Here is a 23,973-nt window from a genome sequence, read left to right as displayed (position 1 = left end):
AGCTATAGTCGCTCCTTTATAAGTTGGAGTACGATTTCACGATCATCAAAGTCAAGCCTCTGGCCACCAATCTCTTGGTATGTCTCATGCCCCTTACCAGCGATTAAAACGATATCATCTTTATTTGCATGGCCAATCGCATAAGAAATTGCTTCCTTACGATCTATGATCGATATATAATCTTTTCCTTTTACTCCGTCTTCCATCTCCGCTAAGATTTTCTCAGGATCTTCTGAACGAGGGTTATCTGAAGTGAATATCGGCAAGTTACTATATTTTTCAGCTACCTTAGCCATTAACGGACGTTTAGTTCTATCTCTATCCCCTCCACACCCTACTACAACGTATACATCGGAGCTAGCAAATTCATTGATCGTCTTTAACACATTTTCTAAGCTATCAGGTGTATGGGCATAATCAACAATGACTGTGTAGTCTTGCCCCCCATCAACTACTTCAAAACGACCACTTACTCCTTCTAAAGTTTCTATTGTACTAATAATTGAAGTGAGGGAGATCCCTGAAACAAAACAAGCTGCTGTTGCAGCCAGCACATTGTATACATTGAAAAGACCTATTAATTTCATTGAAACTTTAAATGTTTCATAAGGGGTTATTAGTTCAAAATTCGTCCCAGAAGGAGTCATTTTTATATTTTTTGCCATAAAATCACTTTGATTTTGCACCCCATAAGTAATCACTGTTCCAGCTGTGCTTCTTCTATATTCATCACTTGCATCGTCATCAGCATTTAATATTGCATACTTAGGATTATTGTGATTATAGCTATTACCTAATTGAGCAAATAATAACCCTTTTGTACGGCGATATTCAGCCATTGTCTCGTGATAATCTAAATGATCTTGGCTTAAATTCGTAAAAACTGCCACATCAAAATCACACCCAAAAGTTCTTCCTAAATCGATGGCATGTGAAGATACCTCCATGATTGCAGTATCAACTTGATTATCAACCATTTCTTTAAATGTTTTTTGAAGCGTTAAGGCTTCTGGTGTTGTATTCTTTACGCCATAAGTTTGATTATTAATTTTTATAGTATTCGTCCCAATTAATCCAGTCTTTTGTTTAGCATGTTGGAAAACTTCCTCAATAATATGAGTAGTTGTCGTTTTGCCGTTCGTCCCCGTGACACCGATCAGCCTAAACCGTTTAGTAGGCTGTTCATAGAAGGCATCTGCAATAACTGATACTGCACGTGTTGTATCCTGTACAACGACTACCGGCACATCCACATCTAATGATTTTTCGGCAATGATAGCTACGGCACCTTTATTAATCGCTTCTTGTGCAAAATCATGTCCATCAACCGTATACCCTTTTATACAAATAAACAGACTTCCTTGCTTTACGTCACGTGAGTTCGTTTCTATTGAGGTAATCGTTGGATTTTCCGCAACCTTCTTTGGAAAATCATACAACAATGATTGCAAAGTTTGTAAGTCCATAAAACCAATTCCTCTCAGTATTATATCTATATAGATATGACTATCATCGTATTCAAAGTTATGTATATATGTATACTATATAATTTAAACACAAAAAAAATTATAAAACGAATTATCTTTTTCATCAATACTTGTTTCTAATGTATCTTAGATCACCATCTCGATCACACTTATTTGAACAACCATTACAACTTGATGATTAATGACCCCACCTTTAAAGGTGGGGAGGATAATTTCTATATTCAATAATCATAAACTAAAATGGAGTGATAGATCAAAATTTTTTTACTCTCGTTCTTTGTCTGTATCACCAAAAAACACTCTAATGGTGGAACCTTGCTTTACTTTTGCACCAGCAGCTGGAGCTTGTTGTATGACTTCATCGCCTTCCCCGCTACTGTCAATCTTTAAATTTACGAGTTGCGTATGAAGGTCCTTCTTAGTTAATCCTACAAGATTAGGTACTGTAATTTGCGGTTCATCTAACCACGTTGCTTCTTTCTCAATTTGTCCGTCTCTTTGTTTAATGTCTAAAGCCCTTAAACTATCATCCATAATATTGCCAACAATAGGAGCAGCTACCACTCCACCGAATTGAACTGTATTTTTGGGGTTATCTACTGCAATGTACACAACAATTTGTGGATCATCTGCTGGGGCAAAACCTATGAATGATACAACATAATTATTCTCTAAATAACGACCGTCTACTGCCTTTTGAGCCGTTCCTGTTTTTCCACCTACTCTATAACCATCAACATATGCACCTTTTCCTGTCCCTAGCGCTACAACACTTTCCAGAGCGTATCGTACTTGTTCTGAGACCTCTTCTGAAATGACACGGCGTTTTTCATCAGGAGTATTGCGACTTATCACATCTCCTGTGATTGGATCAATCCATTCCTTCGCGATATAGGGTGTGTACAATATTCCACCATTGACCGCAGCAGCTACTGCTGCAACTTGTTGAATAGGTGTAACAGAGACCCCTTGACCAAAAGCAGTTGTAGCGAGTTCGACTGGCCCTACCTTTTCCAAATCAAACAAAATGCCAGTCCCTTCTCCAGCCAAATCTATTCCAGTTTTTTCTCCAAAACCAAATGCAGTAATGTAAGAAAATAATTTATCTTTTCCCAATCTTTGACCCAGCTCTACAAAGCCTGGGTTACATGAATTTTGTACAACTTCCAAAAATGACTGACTGCCATGACCTCCGCTTTTCCAACACCGAAGCTTAGATCCTCCTACAGAAATTGAGCCCGAATCATAAAAATGATCTTCAATTAAATTAACTTCTTCCTCTTGTAAAGCAGCTGCTAGAGTAATAATTTTAAAGGTTGAACCTGGTTCATACGTACTCCAAACTGGCAAATTTCGGTTGTAAATTTCTGGAGCAACATTTTGAAAATTAGCTGGGTCAAAATCTGGTCTAGACGCCATACCAAGTATCTCTCCGTTGTTTGGGTCCATAGCAATTGCAATAATCCCATCTGGATTATAAGCAGCTTCAGCAATGTCTAATTCACGTTCAATGATCGTCTGAACCCTCGTATCAATGGTTAGCTTCAAATCATTTCCATCAATTGGTGGGTTGTAATCATCTGCCATATCCGGCATCCTTTTCCCTTTCGCATCAGCATAAAATTGCACAGAGCCTTGTTCACCATTTAACTGTTTGTCATAATAAAGTTCAAGACCCATTAACCCTTGATTATCAATGCCTGCAAACCCTAATACATGCGATAAATAGCTGCCAAATGGATAATGACGCTTGGAGTCTTCACCGATATATACACCTGCTAGGTCTAACTCCTGAATCTCATTTGCCTTCTCATGAGATATTTTTCTACCCTCTGGGTGAATTCTGACATTCACCTCTTCCGCAGTGACAAGTTTGTATGCTTTTTCTTTTGACATGTCTAATGCTTCAGCTAGTTTAGTAGCCGTGTGAACAGGATCTTCTATCTGTCTAGGGACAACCCAAACAGTAGGAGCACTGATGTTTGTTGCTAAAGGAACGCCATTTCGGTCTAGTATTTCGCCACGTTTAGGTTCAAATTTTATATCCCGACTCCATAAGCCTTCAGCCTTTTCAGTCAATTCATTACCTAATAAAAATTGAACATACCCTAAACGTAAATCAATGATAAAAAAGATGAGTAAACCTACTAATAATGTTAAAGTTAACCTTTTTCTTACTGTAACTTGAGACACACGCATATAAGTGAACCTCCCATAAAATTGCTCGTTCAAATATATGCTTGTACATCATTGTTTAGAACAGATCACCTTTAGTCTAACACTTCCATTGTTTCCTCATCTTCACCTTGTTCTAAATCGGCGTCTTCACCATCCATTGATGATTCATTTGCTAATTCCGCTGTTACTGCCGGTTGTTGAAGATCGATGATAAGCAAATCACCTTTCTGAACGACCGAATGAGGGAAGATATTTTGTTTCGTAACATAACCACTACCTACTATATTTGGCTGCAATTCTAATAGTTCAACAACCTTTAAGACGTCCCGTAATGACCAACCCATCATATCAGGCATTAATAATTCTCCATCGGTAACTAAAATTACTTTTTCATCAGCGATCACTTCGATTTGACTGTTAGGATATTGCGCTATAATTTTTTCCCCATTCCCAACTAATATTGGGGATAGGCCGCTTTTTTCTATACTATTAACAGCTTCCTGTGGAGACTTTCCAATATAAGATTTTATCGTAACAGCTGTGTTTTGTAGATTTCTTTGTTCGTCCTCTACTTCAGTAGGAAGTATATTTAAATATTTCAAACTACTTTCCATAACAGGATTAAATATTTTTGAAACGGGTGCTGACCCTTTTTCGTTTGGTGCTATGTTCGGCATTTTCACCGAAACATACATGATTAATTCAGGGTCTTCTTTTGGAGCCATACCGAGGAAGGAAAAAATATAATTTCCGTGTCCTTTTAGATACCCTCCGCCGTTAGGGTTAGGTATTTCAGCGGTTCCCGTTTTTCCAGCAACTTGATAGCCCTCTATATCATAAGCTGCTCCTGTCCCATGTTCACCTACAACAACTTGCTCAAGCAAATCTAATACTTCTTCTGAAGTATTGTTAGATACAGGCTTCCCCACAACTTTTGATTCACCTTGCTCTATTACTTCATTCGTACTTGAATCAACTATTCTATCGATAATATACGGCTGTAACATTTCACCACCATTAGTAATAGCAGTTGCGGCTTGAACGAGTTGGATAGGTGTTACAGTTGTTCCTTGACCAAAGGCTGTCGTTACTTGTTCAATTGGATAGTTAAACAAAATGCTACCTGCTACCTCCCCAGGTAAATCAATGCCTGTAGGCTGATCAAAATGAAAAGCTTGCAAATATTCGTAGAATTTATCAGGACCTAATTTCTCATAAGCAAGGATGGCAAAACCAACATTAGAAGATCGCCTAACCGCTTCATTAAAATTGATAACACCCCAGGTAGTGTTTATATCATTTATCGGTTTACTCCCAGGAACTGAATAGGAACCAGATTTAAATGATTCTTCGCCATCATATACACCGCCATCAATTGCGGCAGCAAGTGTAAATATTTTCATCGTCGAACCTGGTTCATAAGGGTAGGAAATAGCATCATTTAAATAGTTCTCAATATCCCTTACGTTAGGATCAAACGAAGGTCTTGTACTCATTGCTAAGATTTCACCAGTCTTTGCGTTTGCAATAACGCCAATCATTTTTTCTGGTGTATATTCTTCATTCACTTTGTTCATAGCATCTTCCAAGAAACTTTGAATCTTCCGATCAATCGTTAAATATACATCATTCCCATTTTCCGGTGGTACAATCTTAGTCTCTTTATTAGGGAGTCGGAAGCCTTGTTGATCACCTTCGTACGTAATATACCCATCTTCATCATGCAAGTAATCATTTAGTGATTGCTCAAGTCCTAACATTCCCACTGTTTGTTTACGAATTTGTGTATCGTCTTCAATTTCTTCTTTCACTGTATACCCAATCACACTGGATGCAAATACGCCATTTGGATAATAACGCTTCTCATCTCGAATAAATGTGATACCAGGTAATTTTAACTCCTCAATCTCATTTTTCAATTGATGGCTAATATTGCGACCATAACGTCCAAACTCAACTTGCTTCCTATCCAACTCTAAAATCCCTACCATCTCATGTACATTCATGCCAATTAGTGGTGCTAATTTTTCAGCAGTATCGCGTGGATCAACTACATGATTTGGCTCGTCTTCATCAGTTGTTAAGCTTTCATCAACCACAGCCGCAATTGTATAAGAAGGGATGTCTTCTGCAATTACTTCACCATTTCTATCGTAGATTGAGCCTCTTCTTGCCTCTATCGTTCTTTGTCTCTTATACTTCTCTTCAGCTTTAATCGCTAATACTTCACCGCCTGCTTCCCCTGACCATTGAATAAACACAAAACGTATCAACAACATAAAAAAGAGCAGTGTGAAAACAATACTTAACAACGCTGCTCCTTTGTTAATATTTTTTCTTTTTATCGTCATAATATCAATCCTGCACTACTTTTACATTTTTTTCGTTTAGTTGTAACCCGAGCTCCTGTGCTTTTTGCCATATCCTTTCGTATGTACTAAGCTCTTGAATTTCCACCTGTAAATCTGTGTTTACTCTTCCTTGTTCAGCTATGGAAGTCTCAGTTTGTTGAATCTCTTTATTTAAAGCGTATATCGAAGCTGTATTTGATATGATGGTTATGCCACCAACTAATATTGCAGTTGCAAACATTAGCAATATACATTTTTCACCTAATGATATCTTCGCGCTCTTCTTTTTGACTAATTTACGTTTATGTTTGACTTCGTGTTGACGCTGTTCTTGAACTCTGTGTGCTAAGTTACTCATTCATTTCTTCTCTCCTTTTTTAAAGGCTGTGATCGAATAAATTGTTGTTAATCGTACCTAAGTAACACGTATACAACAACATTTCGGGGCATCTTTTCGTTTTTATACATGTTATGAACCTCATAAAAATATACCAAGATGTTCTCACTTAGTAATTCTTTATACAAAAGTTACGAAAAGAGCCTTTTGAAAAGATAAGAAAATATAGCTTTTTAGAGGTTCTTCAATTAGTCTTGGACAAATGATATCGAAAAAGTTACATTTTTTCCGCAATTCTAAGCTTTGCTGAACGTGCTCGGTTATTTAGTTCTAGTTCGTTAGCTGATGGTAAAATAGGTTTTCGTGTAACGAGCTTTAAGGTTGGCTTATACTCATCTGGTACTACAGGTAGTCCAGGGGGAAGAGGAGGACCTTCACTTGCTTTTTTATAAGCTACTTTACACATCCGGTCTTCTAATGAGTGAAATGTAATAACAGAAATTCTGCCACCAGGCTTTAACATGTCAATAGCCTGTCCAAGTGCATCTTCAAACACTTGTAGTTCATCATTAACAGCAATTCGAATAGCTTGAAAAATTCTTTTCGCAGGATGTCCGCCAGTTCGACGTGCCGCTGCAGGAATTCCATCCTTTATAAGGTCAACTAATTGACTTGTCGTTTCAATTGGTTTCTTTTCTCGAGCAGCTTCAATCTTCCGAGCGATCTGTTTTGAAAAACGCTCCTCCCCGTATTGGAAAAATATTCTTACCATTTGTTCGTAGGGCCAATGATTTACAACATCATATGCAGATAAAGTAGCTTGATGGTCCATTCTCATATCTAATGGCGCATCGTAATTATAACTAAAACCTCTCTCAGGCGTATCCAATTGAGGAGAAGATACTCCCAAGTCAAATAAAATACCATCAACAGCATGAATATCTATTTCTGCTAGTCTTTGTTGTATGTATCGAAAATTACTCTTGATGATTGTAATCTTATCTTGATGTTTTGCTAATTTTTTTTTCGCATGTTCGATCGCTGTTTCATCTTGGTCAAACGCAATTAACCTTCCACTATTAGATAGCTTGCTCACGATTAATTCACTATGACCTGCACCACCAAGAGTACAGTCAACATATATACCGTCGGGATTAATTCGTAAGCCATCTACTGCTTCGTCTAATAAAACTGTCTTATGTTTAAACATGTCTAGCACCACCTTGAGACAAATATACTTTGCCCATATTTTCTACTTATTGAGTAGTATTTGTCTCTCTGTTCAAATTATCAATTTAGTAAATAACTATGTTACGCATAGGCCGTTTTCACATCGATTGTTGTTTTTCATACTAAGCAATGAACACGATAATAGTTAAAGTTTTTGGCAGCTTTTCTTCTATAAATTCAAGAAGATTGCATAAAACCTCTTTTAATCAGTGGCCATGTAGTAGTAGCAACAATGTTTGAAAAAAGCATCTGCTTTAAACTCGTTCATTAAAAGTTAAAATCGATCATGTTTTCTGCGATTTCAGCGAATGATTCCTCAGACTCAGAAACATATTGATCCCAACTTATCTTACTCCAAATTTCAATGCGATTAGAGACACCAATTACTACACATTCCTTTTCAATTACGGCGTATTTCCTCAGCGAAATAGGTATATTTATTCTACCTTGTTTATCAATTTCACAGTCTATAGCGCCGGAAAAAAAGAAACGAGTAAAAGCACGTGCATCTTTTTTTGTTAATGGGAGGCTTTTTAACTTCTCTTCAATAATGCTCCATTCACTCAAGGGGTAAGCAAATAAACACTGATCTAACCCTCTTGTAAGGACAAAAGAATCGCCCAGATTATCTCTAAACTTAACAGGGATAATCATTCGACCTTTTTGATCAATGTTGTGATGGAATTCTCCCATAAACATGATACACAACCCCACTTTCTAACAATAATGTACCACATCTCCCCACTTCTCTCCACCCTTTTTTTTGTAATTTAGCCATAAAAGCATATGTAGTCAAATATCGACTTTGTTTGCTTCAGTACTAAAAAAGTAAATATTTGTTATACAAGACAACAACAAGCCTTATTTCAGAAAAAAATTATGACATACAAAAAACCCCTGTATGAATACAGAGGTTTAAATTAGCTGTCATTTATTGCTCTTTAAATTAAGAATGGCCGGCAAGATGTATCTTCCTAATCCAACAATTATAAAAGTAACAAAGATGCCACGAACACATGATGTATACGTGTTTATATTCTTAAGTCTATAATACCAATTAATGCGATAAAAACCTTGATGTAGCTATAAATGTGCACTCTCTTCAAATAGCATTTCTTACATTTATAGATAAATTAATTGATGGTTCCCATTATATTTTATCGGAGCATTTACTAATTGCTGAATAAAACCAAACCCATATTTATTTAAAAAGTAAAATATATTCCATACCCTTTCTTGAGGTAAATGATTTGGTCGTAAACAGTTCTCTATCCTTTGAAACTTTTTCAATGTTACTTCATGTTTAGTCTCGATAGAACGATTAATTAAAGTTGAAACAAATTCAAACTGAGATTGTATTAATTGAGCATTTTTAACAAGGACAGAATGTAAGTTAGCATCTACTTCTGTTGCTTTTTGCCTAATTTGTTGATGAATTTGTTCAACCTCTTCTTTCGCATTGTTAATGATACTTTCAAAGTCATACTTCAGCTCGGTTTTCACCCAATCATCACGATAAGAAAGCAAATTATCTTGTAAAACATCATCTATTGGTATATTTAACTTCTCTAAATCAGATGTAATTGTTCGGTCAACAATCGTAATATTAGCTCTCGGTATAATTGGTGGCATTTTAAAATCGAACAATGAAAAGGCATTTTTAAGCTCACCCCAATAGGCAAGTTCTCCTGGTCCAGCAATAAATGCTAATGTTGGGAATAAGTATTCTTGCATGAGGGGTCTTGTAACTACATTGTTGCTCAGCAAATGGGGTGATGATTCTGCTATTTGAATAAGTTCATCAAATGATATCTTCACTTCATTATTCTTACCTTTAAAGTATCCTTCAGCCCCATCCCTTTCCAAAAGCACTCGATTTTCATTATATTGAAAAAACAAATTTGAAGAATTGATATTCACATCTAGCACTTTGTTATATCCAACTTCTTCTAACACATGTTGTTGCATAGACACCGCTTCTGCTAGTTGTGAATTGTTATAGATAAGATGATGGAAAAATTCAGATTCTATTTCACGTAGATCAGGGGAAGCTGAGTTAACAACGATAAGCCCTTCATCAGCAAATAATGTTATTAAGATTTGAGCAAAAAAGTCAACAACAGTTTCTGTATCATGTAAGCTCTGTTTAAGCATAGATAGAATTTCATGTGTATAATTTGATTCACCGTACGATTGAATGATTTCTTGTATCCATTGCTCACAAAGGTGTTTGTCTATATGTATATCTGATACCATTTGCTTATTAGTATTATGGCGATTGTACGATTTTTTCTTCATGCCGCTTTCTGTCTCTACATATTGATGATTAATTTCATCAAAGTCATGATCTTCACCAGCTATCCAAAACACAGGTAAGACTGGGACATTTAGTTCCTTCTCTTGCTGCTTTGCTGTTTGGATTATTGTCAATATTTTGTGAATAGTATACAAAGGGCCTGTTAATAATCCTGCTTGTTGACCACCGATTACAACAAGGCTATTTTGATCTAGAAGCTTTTCAATATGCTGTTTAGATTTGTCATTATGTTGAAATTTAGAGTGATAACGTAGTAGATGCTTTACGAGCCTCTCACGCTGAAACCGTCTTGATGCAAGCTCATCTTTTCTTTGTTCATACACTGTTGCATCATGAATATTGTAATGAAAAAACTGATGACACTCTTTGGAATTCCCCATGTAATCAGTTGCAAATTTATTTAATGAAGGGAGAAAAAGATCATTAACCTCCATGAATTTAACTTCCTTTCTAGCTGCTTTTATATCTACTCCCCGTAGTATAGCATTGATTTTTAAAAAATGGAAAGAACTTGCTCGTAAACTATTAAGTGTTAACAAATGCCAATACACGATCAATTAAGCCGTAAACAAACAAAATGATGTAGGCAGAAAAGAAAAACAAAAAACTAAACCGCCACGATCCTTTTAATACTTTGCGCATATCGATATCTTGTTTAATTTTCCACTGTAAAATAACAACAACCATCGCAATTAACACGATTATAAGTAGGATAAGCCAAAACATAGATTGTCCCCAAATAACCTCTGTCAAATAATATACTGACAAGATAAATAAGGCTGTTGAAATGTCGATAGCCATTAACAGAGAATTCCTTTTACGACGGGTGATCTTACATAAGATGAAATACACAAGAAACAAACCAATTATTGGAATAGTGACAACTGTTGCAAAAACACCGGCTACTAACTGTGACATGACGAATCACCTCTCTGCAATTCTTTACCTTTTATAGAATCATACAAAAATGTACTAACTGGTACACTTTTCCCCACCTTATCAGCCTCTGCTATGATATATCCTAATATTGCATCGATTTCTGTCTGTCGCCCACTCTCAATATCTCTTAGCATAGATGAGCGATTATTCTGAGTTTGTATACAAATATGTTCTAGACGTTCCCACATATTATTTGTATTAACATTCATAACGGATGTCACTTCTATAAATAGGTTCTTCATTCGCGAAAGAAAAAAACGATTGGAAAGTAAGTCTCCATTTTCCACACAATATAAGGCGGTTAATGGGTTGATTACAGCATTAACAATTAACTTTTCAGAAAGCACCTTATACCAATCTTCAGCAACTAAGACCCCAAAGTCGGAGTGTTGACCTTTTTGAAACGACTGTATTACGCCTTCTCCATTTCTAAATGAACAAATTTTCGTTATTCCAACACCAGTATGATTTACTGTATAGTCATTAATTTTTAACGCGCCATGCTCAACGACCCCAACAAGTATTACTTCATGGTTTAGTTTCTCAAATAGTGAAATATGCTTCATACCATTTTGCAAAAATAACAGTGCATTAACATTTCGAAATTGATTCGTCGTATTCAGAACACGGTCTAAGTGATACTCTTTAACCGTAACAATAATCAAATCCTCGTGTTCTAACCCATCGTCTAATACTTTTGCAGTAACCTTATACGTGGATTGAACACCGCTCTTGATCAATTGAATACCTTTGGAATTTATTTGCCTAGCTTGATCTTTGCGTCGAGTATAAATCGTAACTTGATGATATATTGAAAGGTAACACGCATATAATAGTCCAATTGAACCAGCACCAATAACCCCTATTTGCATATAAACCTCCTTTTATATCAGGTTCTTTGTATTATGAAACTATTTTAACAAAAATAGCGGAAGCAGTGTTACATAATCTCGTAAAAACTGCCTAATGTTGTTACTTTAACTAACAGCAAGTGCCAAAGTTCCTCATAATTTGGACCTAAGCAAAATTAGTACAGGCGTATTTTAACAACATTGATTCTGTAAATAAATAAACAGAGGATAACACTATAATGATCGTCATCCTCTGTTTGTTTATTTACTTTAGTACTTATATAACATTTTTGGCCTCACTTTATAGCATCGTTTAAACTGGATAAACAGGATGCTTACGTTGGACATCTGCTATCTCTTTAGTTTCATAAATTGTAAACCTATCAATTAACTCTTTTCGTAAATCATTTGGTGATACAATTGTATCTATAATCATTTCAGATCCTAATTTATATATATCTATATGCTGTTTATACTCCTCTTGCTTTTGCTGAATATATGCTATTCTTTCTTTTGGGTCTTCTATGTTACTTATTTTGTTAGAATAAACTGCATTTACTGCCGCTTCAGGACCCATTACAGCTATTTGCGCAGTTGGAAGTGCTATACAGCAATCAGGCTCAAAAGCTGGTCCCGCCATTGCATATAGCCCGGCCCCATAAGCTTTTCGAACAATAACAGAGATTTTTGGCACAGTAGCTGAACTCATTGCAGCTATAAACTTAGCACCATGTCTAATTATTCCAGCCTGTTCAACCTTTGTTCCTATCATAAAACCTGGTACATCAGCTAAGAATAATAAAGGAATATGAAAAGCATCACACAGCTGAATAAATTTAGCCCCTTTATCTGCGGAATCAACGAATAAAACTCCGCCTTTCACTTTCGGTTGATTGGCTATAATTCCAACACAGCGACCATCTATTCTAGCTAAACCAGTAATAAGTTCGGCAGCAAATAATTTCTTAATCTCAAAAAAACTATCTTTATCTACAAATGCGTTAATACAATCATACATATCAAAAGGAGCATTTTGATGCACAGGGATGATATCAGCCAAACTCTTACTATGACTCGACTCTCGTGCCTCAATATGGCGTGGTTTAGACTGGGAATTAGTAGGGAAATACGTTAAATACGTTTGAGCTAAACGAATTGCCTCTTCTTCATTTCCAGCAAGTACATCACCACATCCACTTATTGTACAATGCATGCGAGCTCCACCCATTTCTTCAAGCGTTACTTTTTCACCGATGACCTTCTCAGCCATTCGAGGGGAGCCTAAATACATTGATGCATTCTTATCGACCATTATTACAATATCACAAAAAGCTGGTATATATGCTCCGCCAGCAGCGGACGGCCCGAACAAAATACAAATTTGAGGAATGACCCCAGATAGTCGTACTTGATTATGAAATATACGACCTGCTCCACGGCGATTTGGAAACATCTCTAACTGATCAGTAATGCGTGCACCAGCCGAATCGACTAAATACAACAACGGCACCTTTTGTTTCTCTGCTGACTCTTGGATGCGAATAATTTTTTCGACTGTTCTTGCTCCCCATGAACCAGCCTTCACAGTCGAATCATTAGCCATCACACATACTGTTTGCCCATTGATTGTTCCAGTAGCTGTAACTACTCCGTCAGCGGGTAAATCCCCAGCTTGATCGTTTGCGAACATTCCATCTTCTATATATACCCCTCGATCAAAGAGCAGTTTCAATCTATCTCTAACAAATAATTTGTTCTGCTCTTTTTGTTTTTGATGATACTTTTCTGCTCCTCCACGTTCAATATTTTCTAGTTTTTCTGATAAAACTTTATCTAAATCGCTTACTTGAACCATTGTTTAAATTCTCCTTCCCTTTATCCTAATACGATGAGAACATCTCCTTCATTTACGAAATCTCCTATCTCCACTTTTATTTCATTTACAGCCCCTTCTATTGAACTCTCAATTGGTATTTCCATTTTCATTGATTCTAGAATAATAACCTGTTGGCCTTTAGTAATCTGTTCTTCCTTCTCAACTAATAAATTTAGTACAGTACCTGCCATCGATGCATATATTTCTTTCATACCATATATCCTCCCAATTCAGGTGTTTTTTTCTATTAAGCGGTCATTTCACAAACTTTTACTATTGATATAAGTTAAAACAACTAGATGAAGTTCTATGAGAGAACATCAGCGTGAATACTGCCTTGATAAAAAAGAGGTAGTATAACACCCTTCTCGAAACATCTCATTTTGAATAACCTTTTCAAGTAAAGGTAAGTTGTTTTTTATCCCTTCAACTTTCATTTCTTCAAGCAATTTTTCAGCCTTATGTAATACATCATTTCGATCAAGACCATGTATGACTAGCTTTGCGATCATCGGATCATAAAATGGGGTAACTTGGCAACCTTCATCATACCCTTTATCTATTCTGACACCCTCTGTTGATGGATAAGTTAATACATTAAGAGTACCTGGCGAGGGCAAATATGTAACTGGATCTTCTGCATATAATCGAAATTCTAGCGCGTGCCCGTTACTATTTATCTCATGCTGTAATAATGGCATATTTTCCCCACATGACAACCTTATTTGCCATTCAACTAGATCAATCCCTGTAACCATTTCAGTTATCGGATGTTCAACTTGTAACCTCGTATTCATTTCTAAAAAATAGAAATTCTCATCGTTATCTACTACAAATTCAACTGTTCCTACATTGGTATACCCTACATGTGCAGCGACTTTTAATGCACAATCAATCATTGCTCTTCTCGATTCCTCTGATAGGAACGGTGAAGGTGTTTCCTCAATCACCTTTTGATTTCTACGTTGAATTGAACAATCTCTCTCAAACAAATGAACAATATTCCCAGCTGTATCAGCACATATTTGAATTTCAATATGCCTCGCATCGGCAACATATTTCTCAATAAATATTTCATCATTCCCAAAATATGCTTTAGCACGGTTTTTAATTGACACAACCACCTTCTTTAATTCTTGCTCGTCATTACAACGTTGCATCCCAACTCCGCCACCGCCACTACTTGCTTTTATCATTACCGGGTATCCAATTTTGTCAGCTATAACGCATGCCTCTTCAACTGAACTAACAGACTCATGACTCCCTGGCACAATAGGTACTCCAGCCTTTTGCATTTCCTTTCGTGCTTGGATTTTTTCTCCCATTAAAGCAATAACGTCATGTTGTGGGCCAATAAAAGTTATACCATTATCATTAACTAACTTTGCAAACATTGCATTTTCGGATAAAAAACCATACCCTGGGTGAATACCATCTACATTTTCCTCTAAAGCTAATTTTACGATAGCATCCATAGCCATATATGATTTTTGAACAGGAGATTCCCCGATACGGATCGCTTTAGTAGCTTCATTTACGTATGGTAAATTCTTATCAGCATCAGAATAAATCGCTATTGTCTCAATCCCCATATTGTTACATGTTCGAATTACCCTAGAGGCAATCTCCCCTCTGTTCGCAATTAGTATTTTCTTCATTTGCACACTCCTGTTCTATATCTTATTTGTATATATTTCTACAAAATTTTTAATATTCCTTCTATTTATGAAAACGCTTTCTAATTATTTTCTACAGAATTTTGTGTCACTTTGTTATATAATAAAAATATAAGGTTATGTGGGAGGAAGATTATGATGGAAACTTATAAAATAGAACGATTACTCGTAAACTATAAAACAATAGAAGAATTTAAAAAATTTAAAGAATACGGGCTACAAGAATTATCTATGCTTGATGATCTTCAAACAAATATCATCGAAAACAATAGTGATTCTCCATTTTATGGAATATACTACGGTGGTAAGTTAGTCGCTCGAATGAGTTTATATAAAGTTGATGCAAAATATGATAAATACTTTGACCCACCACAAACATACCTAGAGCTATGGAAACTTGAGGTATTACCTGCATTTCAAAGGAAAAATTTTGGAACCGCTTTAGTCAATTTCGCGAAGAGTTTTAACCTACCTATCAAAACTAACCCCCGTGTAAAATCAGCAGAGTTTTGGACTAAAATGGGGTTTTCTGCTGCTACTTATGATGTAGAAAGAGACTTTGGTGAAAATCCGTTATTATGGCATCCTAATGGTGTTAAAGAACAGACTCGATAATATATACCATTTCAACACATTCAATACATGGACATAAAAAAGAAACAGTTTCTTTTAAACTAACTGTTTCTTTTTTTTATTTTTTGTAAATTACATAGGTGCTATTGATTATTTTTCAACCCTCTCTAAATTTCCATTTCTGTCCATTTGGAATTTTACTTTACTTTGCTTTTCCTCTTCTTGCAGCACAACCATCTTCCTTGCACGTTCCATAATTTCTATTAACGCTTTGTAATCATCTTCAACTTGTCGTAGATTGGTTAACAGCGATTGATTCTCCTCATCGACCTTATCCATTTTGTTTTCTAAATGCGCCACACGTTTTTTTAATTGTTTATTTTCTATAACTAATTCGTCGTATTCATTTTGAGATGAGTCGATAATTTGCAAATAAGTTATTACTTTTTTCAACGATAAATCATCAACTAAAGGTTCAGATGACTGAAAATCATTTTCTTTATGTTCAACTGTGGTAAGTGTTGATTCTTGCCCATTTTTTAATTGCTTTCTTTGTTTCTTAGCAAGCTCAATACCAGACTTATATTGTTTACGAACATACGAATTCCACCTGAAACCACAGGCGGCTGCAGTTCGTGATAACCGTCTGCCGACTTCCTCAAAAGCTGCCAATTGCGTTCCACCTTCACGAATATTCCTCAACACAACCTCAGCTAACAGTAAATCCTCATCGTTTGTCCATGCATCCTGCCGAGTCGTTGACATTACCCTACCTCCCAGTAGCTTTTTTTTAATACATATGCTGCTACTAGAAAAGATAGACTATATATAAACTATCACAATGCAAATAATTCATGTTTTATCCATATACAACACATAAATCATTAAAAAACATCTTAATTGTTATTCAAAAAAGCCTCGACTGCATGGTGATGCTCATCTCTTGCCCATAAAGATGCACATTGTTCAATTTCTGCAAACATTCTTTCCTTTAAATGATGGGCCTTCCATTTATTAATTAATACCTGTTTATATGAGGATAGTACATGTACATCTGCTTCAAGTATTGGTTTCAGAAATTCTTTACACTGTTTCACTAAGTCTTGGTTATCTAACACTTCATTAACAAAACCAATTTCATAAGCCTTCTCTGCAGAAATCATTTTTGCTGTCATTAGCAATTGAAGTGCCTTATCATAGGGGATTTTTTCATTTAATAAGGTTGCTCCACCCCAACCTGTTGTTATCGCTAATTTACTTTGTATAAATCCTAGTTTACTGCCTTGCTTAGCTAAACGAAAATCACATGCTGTTGCTAGTTCACAACCACCTCCTATTGCAAATCCATTTAATAGTGCCACAGTTGGCTTAGGAAGTGTCTGTAGCGAGTATAGTATTTCACCCATTTTTGAAAGCATTTCATATGCCTCTCTTTTTGTTTTTAATTGATGAAATACACTTAAATCACCTCCGGAACAAAATGCTTTGTCACCAGCTCCAGTAATGACGATTGCTTTAATATCAACCGTCTCTCTCACATCGTTTATAAGCGTTTCCAATTTATTCATAACATCATAATCGATCGCATTTCTTTTAGCCAAACGGTTAATTGTAGCCCATACTACGCCATTATCGTCTTTATTAATAATCATTTTCTCCACCCTTGTACCTTCCCCCCACTTATATAATGATATAGAAAAAAACACAAAGAATTTACTCTTTGTGTTTTTTAACGTCAGTAATCAACATCATTTAGTTGCTAACTACTTCTTTTCCTTTATAAGTACCACATTCTTTACAAACGCGGTGAGCAAGCTTCATTTCACCACAATTTGGGCATTCTACCATACCAGGGGCTTGTAATTTGAAATGCGTACGACGCTTTCTTTTTTTAGTTTTAGATGTTCTTCTAAAAGGTACAGCCATTATTCCCACCTCCTTAAAGAGAATTAAAATCATATGAAGGCCGGATAATGCCGGTTCTTCGTTTTGTTAATTTTCTTTATTTTTGTCAAAATATTTTGCTAATCCAGCTAAACGTGGATCTATCTGATTTTTCACATCTTCCTCAGTAATAACAGACCAATCTTTTCCAGATTGTAATACTTTATCTTCCTGTACACTTTCTGAATATATCTGCATTGGAATTTCTAGAAGAATATTTTCCTTTATGATCGGAAGAATGTCAACGACATCTCCTTCAACATTATGAACCTCATCTTCATTATCAAAATCAGATTGTTTAAATAAAAAGGTTTCCGTCGTTTTAATAGTAAACGGAAATTGTACATCAACCAATGTTCTCGAGCAAGGTAAAACCATTGAACCAGTAATTGTTAAGTGAAAAATAGCTTTAGCATGACTTACATCTGCTGCACCTGTAACTTTAACAGGTGAAATATTACGAATTGACTTCTCAATATGTTTAATGTCACTTACATCTACAGTTTCGTCAATTATTATGTCCTTGTTCTGTAATTGGTATAGTTGATGAATTGTCCATTTCAATTATATCACCTCAAGGCAACAAAGGTAATTATAGCTTTGTAAAACACATTTGTCAATATTTTTTCTTTACATCTACATTCTTAAATAGGAAGTTCCTTTAACACTATTATTCATCGAAAGCAGCTTCCTTACCCTTCTATTTTCATTAATTTAATTGAGTTAATAAATACTGTGAATTTGAGAGATGGAACTTCATTTTCATATACATTATAATAAAAGAAATCATTGTATACATTTTTCCAATATTAAACTAGAACTGAGGTGTGTAAGTGAAGGCTGCAGGTGTTATCGTTGAGTACAATCCATTTCATAATGGGCATTACGTTCATTTACAAGAAACAAAAAAGCAAACAGGCACTCATTGTGTTATAGCAGTTATGAGTGGAAATTTTCTGCAACGCGGTGAACCCGCACTAGTATCTAAATGGTCGAGGACTAAGATGGCCTTAGAAGCTGGTGTAGATATCGTTGTCGAATTACCTTACGCCTATGCATCACAAAATGCTGAAATGTTTGCAAATGGAGCAATTTCAATTTTATCTGCTTTATTATGTGAGGAAGTTTGTTTTGGAAGTGAGCATGGAGAAATAAAAGATTTTCAACATGCTGCCCAATTTTTGAAACAAGCTGCACCAACATATAATGAAAAGGTGAAGAATGCAATAGATAAAGGATATAGTTATCCGAAAGCATCATCAATTGCTTTTAATGAAGTAAAAACTACGAATGTGAAGCTTGATTTATCTAAGCCAAATAACATTCTAGGTTATCACTATGTGAAAGCAATTCATGATCAGCACAGTAGCCTAACTCCATTAACAATCACCCGAACAGGGGCTCAATATCATGATGAGGAATTTACATCTCCTTCTATCGCTAGTGCAACCAGTATACGTCAAACTTTATTCTCAAAGAGCGGTAATATAAATGACATAGATAACTACATCCCTGTATCTACAAAGAACCACTTAATTAATTATTATAATCAGTACAATCGATTTCATAGCTGGGAAGCTTATTTTCCATTATTAAAATATAAGCTATTAACTTCTAGTCTAGCAGAGCTGGAATCAATATATGAATGTGAGGAAGGCTTAGAATATCGACTTATGAAGTACATAAAAGAATCGACTTCATTTATAACTTTTATGGAAAAAATTAAGACAAAGCGTTATACTTGGACTCGACTTCAGCGACTATGTCTACATATATTAACGAATACTAAAAAGCACGACTTACTACAATTATCTACCCAATCTCCATATATCCGTTTATTAGGTATGAATACGAGAGGGCAACAGTATTTGAATGAAGTAAAGAAAAAAATACAACTACCTATCATTTCGAAAGCAGCTTCCTTTGAAGACCCATTATTCATGTTAGATATTACTGCTGCACATGTATATGCTAGTATTTTACCAGAACCTTTATGTTCAACAGCAATTAAACAAGAGTACTCAACTCCACCGATTAGGTTTGATGAAGATGCTAGGAAGTTTAAATAACTCTCTTTACATAAACTTTGGTGCTTTTATTACTAAATTAGCACCGTTAGAGAAGATTAGCTAGGGTTTTCAGCGGTATGAAAATGAAATAAAGGATGCCACGAACTATAATGAATACATGGTAAATCTATTCGTACGTAAAACAGCTATACAAATAAAGAAGGCAACCTCTGCATTTAATGTAAGAGATCTGCCTTCAGTTGCAGTTAATAAACAGCATAAGTATGTAATACTACTCTGGCTGTAAAGATTGTAAATACAATAAAGCATCTTCAAATGTATCTACAGGTACAATTTTCATTGAAGTTCCAATATCTTGAGCTGTTTTTACAGCTTCATTATAGTTTGAGTCACTAGCTCCGTTCTGATTTGGCGCAAAAAAGATTTCGGCCCCTGCCTTATCCGCCGCTACAATTTTTTGAGAGATCCCACCTATAGGTCCGACAGTACCATCATTAAAAATTTGACCAGTACCAGCGATGTCAAAGCCCTTTGTAAGATCTTCTTCAACTAATTGATTATAGATTTCTAATGTAAACATTAATCCTGCAGATGGACCACCTATTTTCTCAGAATTAATTTCCACGCTTGGGTTTACGTTAAGTTCCACATCTTCTATAAGTTGTACACCTAAACCTACTTGCTCTTTATTTTCCAATGTAATCAACTCAATATCTTGAACAACCGTCTCACCATCCCTCTCAACAACAACCTCAATTACATCGCCCTCTTGTTTTGTTGATAGATAATGAGTAAGGTCTTCATAACTTTTCACATCTTTATCGTCTACTCGTATAATACGATCAGCTGTTTTTAAAAAATCTTTAGCTGGTACATTATCTAGCACCGTAAAGACAAATAATCCATTATATTTATACTCTATACTTTTATCTGCTTGATTATATGCAACTGTTATAGCACTGTTTTTTGAGTTCTCCATATTATGTAATTGAATATATGAATATTCCTCATCGCTTCTATCTTGGAGAATATCTTGTTCAGGGTAAATCATTTGGTATTCACTCAATTTCGCCCAAATATATGAGACAACATTTGCTTTTCCCATTCTAACTGTTGTTAGCATTAATGACCCTTCTTCTTCATACCCACCATCAACTTGAACAATAGGAGCAAGCTCTTGTGCTGTTCCAGGTTTCGTAATGTAAAATGGTAGCTGTACAAAAGTAATTAGCATAGCAAGTATAATACCAATAAATAACGATCTAATATAACTTTTAGTCTTCACCTTGCTGTGACTCCTTCCACGTAGAAATAACCGTAATAATATTTTCGAGCTGTTTTCTCGTTTCCTCCTCGCCTATCTCAATAATCTCCTTTATATTGGAAAATGCTTTTGAACTAATATGTTCCACATGTGGTCGAATCATTATATCAGAAGCAATTTCCCTATGGCTAACTAGCTCTTCTTGCATGATGTCTATACTTTGCATAATCACGTCAAAAATGGATGAGATACTTTCATTTTTTTTAACATGTGATACATCAACTCCAATCACGATATCAGCACCCATTTCTTTCACGACTGATACAGGTATGCGGTCAACAACGCCTCCATCGACTAGCACTCGATTGTTTATTTTTTCTGGCACAAAAATTCCTGGAATTGCAATACTCGCACGGACAGCATCAGCAACTGGTCCCGTTCTAAAAACTACCTTTTCTCCCTTTATTAAATCGGTTGCTACAATAGCTACCGGAATATCTAAGTCTTCAATCATTTTCCCATGGGTAAATATACGAATGAGCTCTTTAACTCTATTCCCTGCCAAAAAACCCATCCTTGGAACAGTAAAATCCAAGTAATATTTTCTTTTAAATGCATAAGCCACTTTATATAGACGATTAATGTCTAGCCCAGCTCCATAAAAGGCTGCAACAACGGCACCCATGCTACTTCCAGCAATCAGGTCTATTCCAATATTCTCCTCTGTCAATACTTTAATAACCCCTAAGTGGGCAAAGCCTCTTGCACTTCCAGAACCAAGAGCTAGACCAATGATAGGATCTCGCATGAGAAATACCTCCAAAAAAATGATCTATATTCAATCTTATGGTCTAAAGAAAGGTGCTATACACGTATATTGAAATATAAGTTTGTACAACTTTTTACCATGATTTATTCGTTCTTTCATTCTAACACCTACTACATCCATTGTATAGAAAGAAGATAAAACGGGAGGCAATACTCTTGAATATAACAAAAGTAAATTCATTAATATTAGCAACAACTGCCTTATTGCTAGCTATAGCCCTTATTTCTTTTCCACAAGCATCATTTGAAGCTTCACAAAGAGGGTTACAGATTTGGTGGGGAGTCGTGTTCCCGTCGTTACTTCCCTTTTTTATTATATCTGAGTTGCTCATAGGGTTTGGAGTTGTTCGATTTATCGGTTTTTTATTGGAGCCTCTTATGAGACCATTATTCAAAGTACCCGGTGTTGGCGGATTTGTATGGGCAATGGGAATGGCATCTGGTTATCCTGCAGGTGCTAAATTTACAGCAAGATTACGCCAAGAAAATCAGTTAACTGCAATAGAAGCGGAGCGCCTAGTATCATTTACTAACTCTTCTAATCCATTGTTTATTTTTGGTGCGGTAGCTATTGGTTTTTTTCAAAATGCCAGTTTAGGTATCATCCTAGCCATATCACATTATTTAGGTAATATTTGTGTAGGATTAATAATGAGATTTCACGGCAAAGAAAATGTCATTAGCAAGCCTTCTATTAACAGAAGGAAAAGAATTATACATGAGGCACTACGTTCTGCACATGAATCTAGGCTGCAAGATAATAGGCCACTAGGAAAATTACTCGGGGATGCGATCACATCCTCAGTACATACATTATTAATGATCGGTGGTTTCATTATTTTATTTTCTGTTTTAAACAAATTGCTATCTATCGTCCATATAACAGCTGTGGTAGCTTATCTTTTGGAATATGTGTTAGCGGTTTTTGATCTTCCCGAAGAATTAGGAATACCTTTATTTTCCGGTTTATTTGAAATAACATTAGGAAGTCAATTAACTAGTGAAACACCTAATATTAGCTTGATTTACCAAGCAGTGATTACAAGCTTTATTCTTGCTTTCAGTGGCTTATCAGTTCAGGCCCAAGTTGCAAGTATTCTAGCTGAGACCGATATACGCTTTAGGCCCTTTTTTGTCGCTCGTATCTTTCACGGATTTTTTGCTGCGCTTTTTGCATATATACTTTGGAAGCCTCTATACATTAATACGATAGTAAAACCCGAGCACGGACCAAACGTCATACCTTCTTTTTCATTAAATACTAATTTCAGTATGTTTTATGATTTTTTACATATCATGTGGACTTACGGACCAATTATTACCTTGACAACTCTTTGTTGCTATGTGTTACTTTATATAAAAAAAATAAGGCTCTTTTCGTAAGGCTTTGTTGCAAACATTGTTTAAATAAGCACAAGTAATTTCTTTTAATCAAGAAAGGCACATGAATGCTAATCTTATGTTTTAGTACGGAGAACAACAATAATTAAAACGACCATCAAAGTGATGGTCGTTTGTTATGTAAGCGCAAACATTATCAAGTTATTCAATAAAAGGTATCTGTTCGCTCAGTAGGCTACACTTTATATATGTAATCAGTTAAATTTCTGACGTAACACTTTTTCTACTACATCAGGAACTAGCTCTGATACATCACCATTGTACTTGGCTACTTCCTTTACAATACTCGAACTTAAAAAGGAATATTGATTATTAGTCATCATAAAAAAAGTTTCAATATTTTCTTCTAGCACTCTATTCATAGAAGTTATTTGCATTTCATACTCAAAGTCTGAAACAGCTCGTAAACCACGTAAAATCGCTTGTGCATTCTTACTTCTTGCATAGTCAACTAATAGTCCTTGAAATGAATCAACATAAACATTATCAAAATCTTTCGTAACCTCTTCTATCAGTTCCAACCTTTCTTCCACAGTAAATAATGGTTGTTTGGATGAGTTGTTTAAAACAACAACATAGATTTTATCAAAAACCTTTCTACCCCGTTTTATAATATCTAAATGCCCATAAGTAATGGGATCAAAACTTCCAGGACAAACAGCAATATTCGCCATATTCTTCACCTCCATAT

General features: G+C 35.5%; 22 protein-coding genes. 3 read left to right on the top strand and 19 right to left on the bottom strand.

Going from position 1 to position 23,973, the window contains the following annotated elements:
• Positions 1–2: 2 nt before the first annotated feature.
• The 12 genes from JM172_RS15330 to JM172_RS15275 form a co-directional block, all read right to left on the bottom strand.
• Complete coding sequence (locus JM172_RS15330) at positions 3–1,466, bottom strand: UDP-N-acetylmuramoyl-L-alanyl-D-glutamate--2,6-diaminopimelate ligase (RefSeq protein WP_214483242.1); 1,464 nt, start codon at positions 1,464–1,466, stop codon at positions 3–5.
• A 285-nt stretch (positions 1,467–1,751) separates the two neighbouring features.
• Positions 1,752–3,686, bottom strand: a complete 1,935-nt coding sequence (locus JM172_RS15325) for a stage V sporulation protein D (RefSeq protein ID WP_214483241.1) — start codon at positions 3,684–3,686, stop codon at positions 1,752–1,754.
• 71 nt (positions 3,687–3,757) lie between these two features.
• Positions 3,758–6,016, bottom strand: a complete 2,259-nt coding sequence (locus JM172_RS15320; protein WP_214483240.1) for a penicillin-binding protein — start codon at positions 6,014–6,016, stop codon at positions 3,758–3,760.
• Positions 6,017–6,020: 4 nt separating this feature from the next.
• Entirely contained in the window at positions 6,021–6,374 is a 354-nt protein-coding gene (gene ftsL, locus JM172_RS15315) for a cell division protein FtsL (RefSeq protein ID WP_214483239.1), read from the bottom strand.
• Positions 6,375–6,630: 256 nt separating this feature from the next.
• Positions 6,631–7,563 carry a 16S rRNA (cytosine(1402)-N(4))-methyltransferase RsmH gene (gene rsmH, locus JM172_RS15310; RefSeq protein ID WP_214483238.1) on the bottom strand — a complete coding sequence of 311 codons (933 nt, stop codon included), beginning with the start codon at positions 7,561–7,563 and terminating at the stop codon, positions 6,631–6,633.
• Between the two features lie 287 nt (positions 7,564–7,850).
• A complete protein-coding gene (gene mraZ / locus JM172_RS15305; protein ID WP_214483283.1) occupies positions 7,851–8,282 on the bottom strand; it encodes a division/cell wall cluster transcriptional repressor MraZ in 432 nt (143 codons plus the stop codon).
• 423 nt (positions 8,283–8,705) lie between these two features.
• Positions 8,706–10,334: a bacillithiol biosynthesis cysteine-adding enzyme BshC gene (bshC, locus tag JM172_RS15300; RefSeq protein WP_214483237.1), complete on the bottom strand. Its 1,629-nt coding sequence runs from the start codon at positions 10,332–10,334 to the stop codon at positions 8,706–8,708.
• A 91-nt stretch (positions 10,335–10,425) separates the two neighbouring features.
• Positions 10,426–10,818 (bottom strand): DUF3397 domain-containing protein, encoded by a 393-nt coding sequence (locus JM172_RS15295; RefSeq protein ID WP_214483236.1) that lies wholly within the window; start codon positions 10,816–10,818, stop codon positions 10,426–10,428.
• Complete coding sequence (locus JM172_RS15290) at positions 10,806–11,711, bottom strand: 2-dehydropantoate 2-reductase (RefSeq protein ID WP_214483235.1); 906 nt, start codon at positions 11,709–11,711, stop codon at positions 10,806–10,808. The genes JM172_RS15295 and JM172_RS15290 overlap by 13 nt, the downstream gene beginning before the upstream one ends.
• 292 nt (positions 11,712–12,003) lie before the next feature.
• Positions 12,004–13,545, bottom strand: a complete 1,542-nt coding sequence (locus JM172_RS15285) for an acyl-CoA carboxylase subunit beta (protein WP_214483234.1) — start codon at positions 13,543–13,545, stop codon at positions 12,004–12,006.
• A 20-nt stretch (positions 13,546–13,565) separates the two neighbouring features.
• Positions 13,566–13,778, bottom strand: coding sequence for a biotin/lipoyl-containing protein (locus JM172_RS15280; protein WP_214483233.1), 213 nt, complete (start codon positions 13,776–13,778; stop codon positions 13,566–13,568).
• A gap of 108 nt (positions 13,779–13,886) precedes the next feature.
• Entirely contained in the window at positions 13,887–15,224 is a 1,338-nt protein-coding gene (locus JM172_RS15275; protein ID WP_214483232.1) for an acetyl-CoA carboxylase biotin carboxylase subunit, read from the bottom strand.
• Between the two features lie 156 nt (positions 15,225–15,380).
• On the opposite strand from JM172_RS15275, the gene JM172_RS15270 reads away from it, so the two are divergent.
• A complete protein-coding gene (locus tag JM172_RS15270; protein ID WP_214483231.1) occupies positions 15,381–15,857 on the top strand; it encodes an N-acetyltransferase in 477 nt (158 codons plus the stop codon).
• A gap of 108 nt (positions 15,858–15,965) precedes the next feature.
• On the opposite strand, the gene JM172_RS15265 is transcribed toward JM172_RS15270, so the two are convergent.
• The 4 genes from JM172_RS15265 to JM172_RS15250 all read right to left on the bottom strand — a co-directional run bounded on the left by JM172_RS15265 (position 15,966) and on the right by JM172_RS15250 (position 18,323).
• Positions 15,966–16,580: an RsfA family transcriptional regulator gene (locus tag JM172_RS15265; RefSeq protein WP_214483230.1), complete on the bottom strand. Its 615-nt coding sequence runs from the start codon at positions 16,578–16,580 to the stop codon at positions 15,966–15,968.
• Between the two features lie 131 nt (positions 16,581–16,711).
• On the bottom strand, positions 16,712–17,467 hold the full coding sequence (locus tag JM172_RS15260; RefSeq protein ID WP_214483282.1) for an enoyl-CoA hydratase/isomerase family protein: 756 nt from the start codon (positions 17,465–17,467) through the stop codon (positions 16,712–16,714).
• A gap of 100 nt (positions 17,468–17,567) precedes the next feature.
• Positions 17,568–17,741 carry a 50S ribosomal protein L32 gene (gene rpmF / locus JM172_RS15255; protein WP_214483229.1) on the bottom strand — a complete coding sequence of 58 codons (174 nt, stop codon included), beginning with the start codon at positions 17,739–17,741 and terminating at the stop codon, positions 17,568–17,570.
• A gap of 66 nt (positions 17,742–17,807) precedes the next feature.
• Complete coding sequence (locus JM172_RS15250) at positions 17,808–18,323, bottom strand: YceD family protein (protein WP_214483228.1); 516 nt, start codon at positions 18,321–18,323, stop codon at positions 17,808–17,810.
• A gap of 269 nt (positions 18,324–18,592) precedes the next feature.
• Between JM172_RS15250 and JM172_RS15245 the strand changes: the two genes are divergently transcribed.
• Positions 18,593–19,828, top strand: a complete 1,236-nt coding sequence (locus tag JM172_RS15245) for a nucleotidyltransferase (protein WP_214483227.1) — start codon at positions 18,593–18,595, stop codon at positions 19,826–19,828.
• A 232-nt stretch (positions 19,829–20,060) separates the two neighbouring features.
• Here JM172_RS15245 and JM172_RS15240 read toward each other — a convergent pair whose 3' ends face one another.
• Both JM172_RS15240 and JM172_RS15235 read right to left on the bottom strand, forming a co-directional pair.
• Positions 20,061–21,074, bottom strand: a complete 1,014-nt coding sequence (locus JM172_RS15240) for a SepM family pheromone-processing serine protease (protein WP_214483226.1) — start codon at positions 21,072–21,074, stop codon at positions 20,061–20,063.
• Positions 21,064–21,861: a patatin-like phospholipase family protein gene (locus JM172_RS15235; protein ID WP_214483225.1), complete on the bottom strand. Its 798-nt coding sequence runs from the start codon at positions 21,859–21,861 to the stop codon at positions 21,064–21,066. The genes JM172_RS15240 and JM172_RS15235 overlap by 11 nt, the downstream gene beginning before the upstream one ends.
• A gap of 176 nt (positions 21,862–22,037) precedes the next feature.
• On the opposite strand from JM172_RS15235, the gene ylbJ reads away from it, so the two are divergent.
• Positions 22,038–23,264 (top strand): sporulation integral membrane protein YlbJ, encoded by a 1,227-nt coding sequence (gene ylbJ, locus JM172_RS15230; RefSeq protein ID WP_214483224.1) that lies wholly within the window; start codon positions 22,038–22,040, stop codon positions 23,262–23,264.
• Between the two features lie 212 nt (positions 23,265–23,476).
• Here the strand turns inward: ylbJ and coaD are convergent, their stop codons facing one another.
• Complete coding sequence (gene coaD / locus JM172_RS15225) at positions 23,477–23,956, bottom strand: pantetheine-phosphate adenylyltransferase (RefSeq protein WP_214483223.1); 480 nt, start codon at positions 23,954–23,956, stop codon at positions 23,477–23,479.
• Positions 23,957–23,973 lie beyond the last annotated feature (17 nt).

This window comes from Bacillus sp. SM2101 (genome assembly GCF_018588585.1).
Taxonomy (GTDB): Bacteria; Bacillota; Bacilli; order Bacillales; family SM2101; genus Nanhaiella; species Nanhaiella sioensis.
The sequence above is the reverse complement of the archived record's forward strand: the minus strand, read 5'-3'. Positions and strand labels throughout refer to the sequence as shown.

What these genes read in the sequence shown, in the direction of transcription:
- JM172_RS15260 (WP_214483282.1), bottom strand. Translation starts at nt 17,467, where the DNA reads ATGATTATTAATAAAGACGATAATGGCGTAGTATGGGCTACAATTAAC.
- JM172_RS15275 (WP_214483232.1), bottom strand. Translation starts at nt 15,224, where the DNA reads ATGAAGAAAATACTAATTGCGAACAGAGGGGAGATTGCCTCTAGGGTA.
- JM172_RS15285 (WP_214483234.1), bottom strand. Translation starts at nt 13,545, where the DNA reads ATGGTTCAAGTAAGCGATTTAGATAAAGTTTTATCAGAAAAACTAGAA.
- JM172_RS15280 (WP_214483233.1), bottom strand. Translation starts at nt 13,778, where the DNA reads ATGAAAGAAATATATGCATCGATGGCAGGTACTGTACTAAATTTATTA.
- JM172_RS15290 (WP_214483235.1), bottom strand. Translation starts at nt 11,711, where the DNA reads ATGCAAATAGGGGTTATTGGTGCTGGTTCAATTGGACTATTATATGCG.
- JM172_RS15265 (WP_214483230.1), bottom strand. Translation starts at nt 16,580, where the DNA reads ATGTCAACGACTCGGCAGGATGCATGGACAAACGATGAGGATTTACTG.
- mraZ (WP_214483283.1), bottom strand. Translation starts at nt 8,282, where the DNA reads ATGTTTATGGGAGAATTCCATCACAACATTGATCAAAAAGGTCGAATG.
- rpmF (WP_214483229.1), bottom strand. Translation starts at nt 17,741, where the DNA reads ATGGCTGTACCTTTTAGAAGAACATCTAAAACTAAAAAAAGAAAGCGT.
- JM172_RS15325 (WP_214483241.1), bottom strand. Translation starts at nt 3,686, where the DNA reads ATGCGTGTGTCTCAAGTTACAGTAAGAAAAAGGTTAACTTTAACATTA.
- coaD (WP_214483223.1), bottom strand. Translation starts at nt 23,956, where the DNA reads ATGGCGAATATTGCTGTTTGTCCTGGAAGTTTTGATCCCATTACTTAT.
- JM172_RS15270 (WP_214483231.1), top strand. Translation starts at nt 15,381, where the DNA reads ATGGAAACTTATAAAATAGAACGATTACTCGTAAACTATAAAACAATA.
- JM172_RS15330 (WP_214483242.1), bottom strand. Translation starts at nt 1,466, where the DNA reads ATGGACTTACAAACTTTGCAATCATTGTTGTATGATTTTCCAAAGAAG.
- JM172_RS15295 (WP_214483236.1), bottom strand. Translation starts at nt 10,818, where the DNA reads ATGTCACAGTTAGTAGCCGGTGTTTTTGCAACAGTTGTCACTATTCCA.
- JM172_RS15235 (WP_214483225.1), bottom strand. Translation starts at nt 21,861, where the DNA reads ATGCGAGATCCTATCATTGGTCTAGCTCTTGGTTCTGGAAGTGCAAGA.
- ftsL (WP_214483239.1), bottom strand. Translation starts at nt 6,374, where the DNA reads ATGAGTAACTTAGCACACAGAGTTCAAGAACAGCGTCAACACGAAGTC.
- bshC (WP_214483237.1), bottom strand. Translation starts at nt 10,334, where the DNA reads ATGGAGGTTAATGATCTTTTTCTCCCTTCATTAAATAAATTTGCAACT.
- rsmH (WP_214483238.1), bottom strand. Translation starts at nt 7,563, where the DNA reads ATGTTTAAACATAAGACAGTTTTATTAGACGAAGCAGTAGATGGCTTA.
- JM172_RS15320 (WP_214483240.1), bottom strand. Translation starts at nt 6,016, where the DNA reads ATGACGATAAAAAGAAAAAATATTAACAAAGGAGCAGCGTTGTTAAGT.